We start from the raw sequence: 2,755 nt of genomic DNA, 5'->3' as shown, positions 1-2,755 counted from the left end.
CTCCAGAACAAGGTTCAGTATCTGTGCTCTCTTCGCTTCTCGCTCGGTCAAATGTAGTCCTCTCATGGACTGACATATTCACTGAGCAGTTACCTACTGACAATATCACTGAGCAAAGACAGCACGTCCTGTCGGCATTGACGGAGCAATGGCATGGTGCTATATTCTCAACAATTTTGGGATGGGCGTCCGCCCTTCGTGGGAGCACTGTTAATGCCAGTTGAGATCGTAGTCTGCGTTAAGCAGGTCATGGACCCCGAGACCCCCGCCTATACTTACAGAATCGACCCCGCCACCAGGCGCATCACCTCCGCAACGGGTACCCCTGCGGTAATCAACGGCTTTGACGAGAACGCCGTTGAAGCCGCCCTGAGAATCAAGGACAAGCAAGGCGCAAACGTCACAGTCCTTTCCGTGGGCAGCCAGTTCACGGCAGACGTGATGAAGCGGCCGCTGTCCATGGGCGCGGACCAGATGGTCCTTGCACAGGACGAGGCATTCGGCAACCTGGACTCCTTTGCCGTCGCTTACGTGCTCGCCGAGGCGATCAAGAAGATAGGCAAGTTCGACCTTATCCTGGCCGGCAGGCAGGCGTCGGACTGGGACAACGCTCAGGTCCCTCTTGCCCTGGCGGAGATGCTGGGGGTACCGTGCGTTACCGTCGCGCAGAAGGTTGAGCCGAATGCCGGCAAGGTCAGCGTCCAGCGCACCCTGCCGGGCGGGTACGAGGTGGTTGAGGCTCCCCTGCCCGCCGTTGTGACAGTCAGCAATGCGCTTGGCGAGCCCCGCTACGCCAACATCCGCGGCATTATGGCCGCCAGCCGCAAAAAGCCCACCGTATGGTCCGCTAAAGACCTGGGCCTTGACCCTGCCAGGCTTGCCCCAAGGGTGCAAGTGCTCGACCTGGCAGTGCCCAACAAACAAAAGCAGGTCGAAATCATTACCGGCGATAACGACGCCGACGCCGGACGCAAGCTGGCCCTGAAGCTCCGCGAAGCGAAACTGATCTGAAATCGGGTGTTGGGTCGGACCTAATACCCAACACCCCTCGAGGTCCTGAACATGCCCGAGACGCTGGTGCTGGCCGAATCGGCTGGCGGCAAGATTGACCCTATAACCGCAGAGCTGGTCACCGCTGCGCGCGCACTTGGAAAGCCCGTCGCCGTGGCCGTGCTTGGCGATAGGACCGACGCGCTCGCCGCCCAGGCGTCCGCGCTTGGTGTGGAAAGGGTCTACACCGCGCAGGACCCGCAGCTGGCCGACACCCCGCTGGAAGCGATGGTTGAGGCCTTCGCACAGGTCTGCCGCACCGTCGGCCCCGAGACGGTGATCGTGGGCAGGACGACGGCGGGCAGCGACATCGCTCCGCGCGTCGCCTTCCGCCTCGGCGCGGGCGTGGCCCAGGACTGCACGGCGATCAAAACGGACGCAGCCACCGGCAGGGTGGTAGCCACGCGGCCGGTCTACGGCGGGAACGCCGTGGCGCTGGTCACCTTCCCGGCAGGCGTCATGCAGTTCCTGATCATGCGAAGCAAGGTGTACGAGCCTGCAAAGTCAGACGCCTCACGCAAGGCTGATACCGTTCCGGTGAAGGTAGAAATCAAGCCTGGGGTCGTCAAAGTCAAACACATCGAGACCGTCAGGCAGGCCAGCCAGGGCGTGAAGCTGGAGGACGCGGCGGTCGTCGTCAGCGGCGGGCGCGGCCTCGGGGGGCCGGAGCCGTTCAAGCAGCTCAAGGAGCTTGCAGACGTGCTCGGCGGCGCGATGGGCGCATCCCGGGCGGCCTGCGACGCCGGCTGGATCGACCACAGCCACCAGGTGGGGCTCACCGGCGTGACGGTCGCGCCGAGCGTATACATCGCCATCGGCATATCCGGCGCAAGCCAGCACATGGCCGGCCTCTCCGGAGCAAAGCACATCGTGGCCATCAACCGGGACAGGGAGGCCAATATCTTCAAAGAGGCCAGCTACGGAGTGGTCGGAGATTGGAAGGCTATACTGCCGTCTTTCGTAGCTACCTTGCGCGAGCTTGTGAAGTCGTGACCCTAAATCCTAGCCGCCGGGACTAGTCTAGCGTTAAGATATACCCGGTCGGCTCTCATGGCGACGGCCAAGCGTGACCCAAAACAAGAGAGGTATTGATGGACGGAGATTTCGTCATCGATTTGAAAGAGGTAATGGAGAACATAGAGACCGCCGAGGTCATGTCGCTGTCCTTCCCCACCTTCAACAAATCGGCCGTGATCGATACCCGCAGCAATGAGACGGAAGGGCCGCTGATCTGCATCATGCCTATCGTCTCTTCGCCGCGCGAAAGGATCCGCAGCATCCGGAGGGTCCGGCCGGGCTTTCCGCGCGTGCGGAACCTTACCGTTATCCCCTGGCCACGCTACGTTGACAGCCTGGTCACCCTGGGCATATGGGGCCGGATCATAGACCGGTTCAACAAGGCCGGCCAGAAGCAGGCCGCCGCAGCGTGCGAGGAGATCCTGGCGGAGCTTCACAAGCTGGAGAAGGCGGAGCTGGCCGCGGCCGTGGCTGGGACGAACTACCACACGATCTGGTCGTCGGAGGAGTAGTCCCGCTCCAGAAATTCTGGCCTTTTCGGTGCCCCGGCAATTAGCCGGGGCACTTTGTGTCAAGGGGCAGTGAATCTGTCAGTGTTTAGGGTGCAGTGATTTTGTCAGTACGGTTCGTCTCCATGGGTGGTCTGCAGCCGGCTTATGGGCGGTGGACTTAGCCGGATAGGGACTGA

The 2,755-nt window shown here is 61.9% G+C and carries 3 protein-coding genes; all 3 read left to right on the top strand.

Going from position 1 to position 2,755, the window contains the following annotated elements; genetic code table 11:
* Positions 1 to 153 precede the first annotated feature (153 nt).
* The 3 genes from FJ319_14685 (at position 154) to FJ319_14675 (ending at position 2,579) form a co-directional block, all read left to right on the top strand.
* Positions 154 to 1,011, top strand: coding sequence for an electron transfer flavoprotein subunit beta/FixA family protein (locus tag FJ319_14685; protein ID MBM3935511.1), 858 nt, complete (start codon positions 154 to 156; stop codon positions 1,009 to 1,011).
* Between the two features lie 51 nt (positions 1,012 to 1,062).
* Positions 1,063 to 2,043: an electron transfer flavoprotein subunit alpha/FixB family protein gene (locus FJ319_14680; protein ID MBM3935510.1), complete on the top strand. Its 981-nt coding sequence runs from the start codon at positions 1,063 to 1,065 to the stop codon at positions 2,041 to 2,043.
* A 98-nt stretch (positions 2,044 to 2,141) separates the two neighbouring features.
* Positions 2,142 to 2,579, top strand: coding sequence for a hypothetical protein (locus FJ319_14675; protein ID MBM3935509.1), 438 nt, complete (start codon positions 2,142 to 2,144; stop codon positions 2,577 to 2,579).
* The last annotated feature ends 176 nt before the right edge of the window (positions 2,580 to 2,755 follow it).

The organism is SAR202 cluster bacterium, assembly GCA_016872355.1.
Lineage (GTDB): Bacteria > Chloroflexota > Dehalococcoidia > Lucifugimonadales > VGZY01 > VGZY01.
Note: the sequence above shows the minus strand (reverse complement) of the source record. Positions and strands in the feature narration are given on the sequence as shown.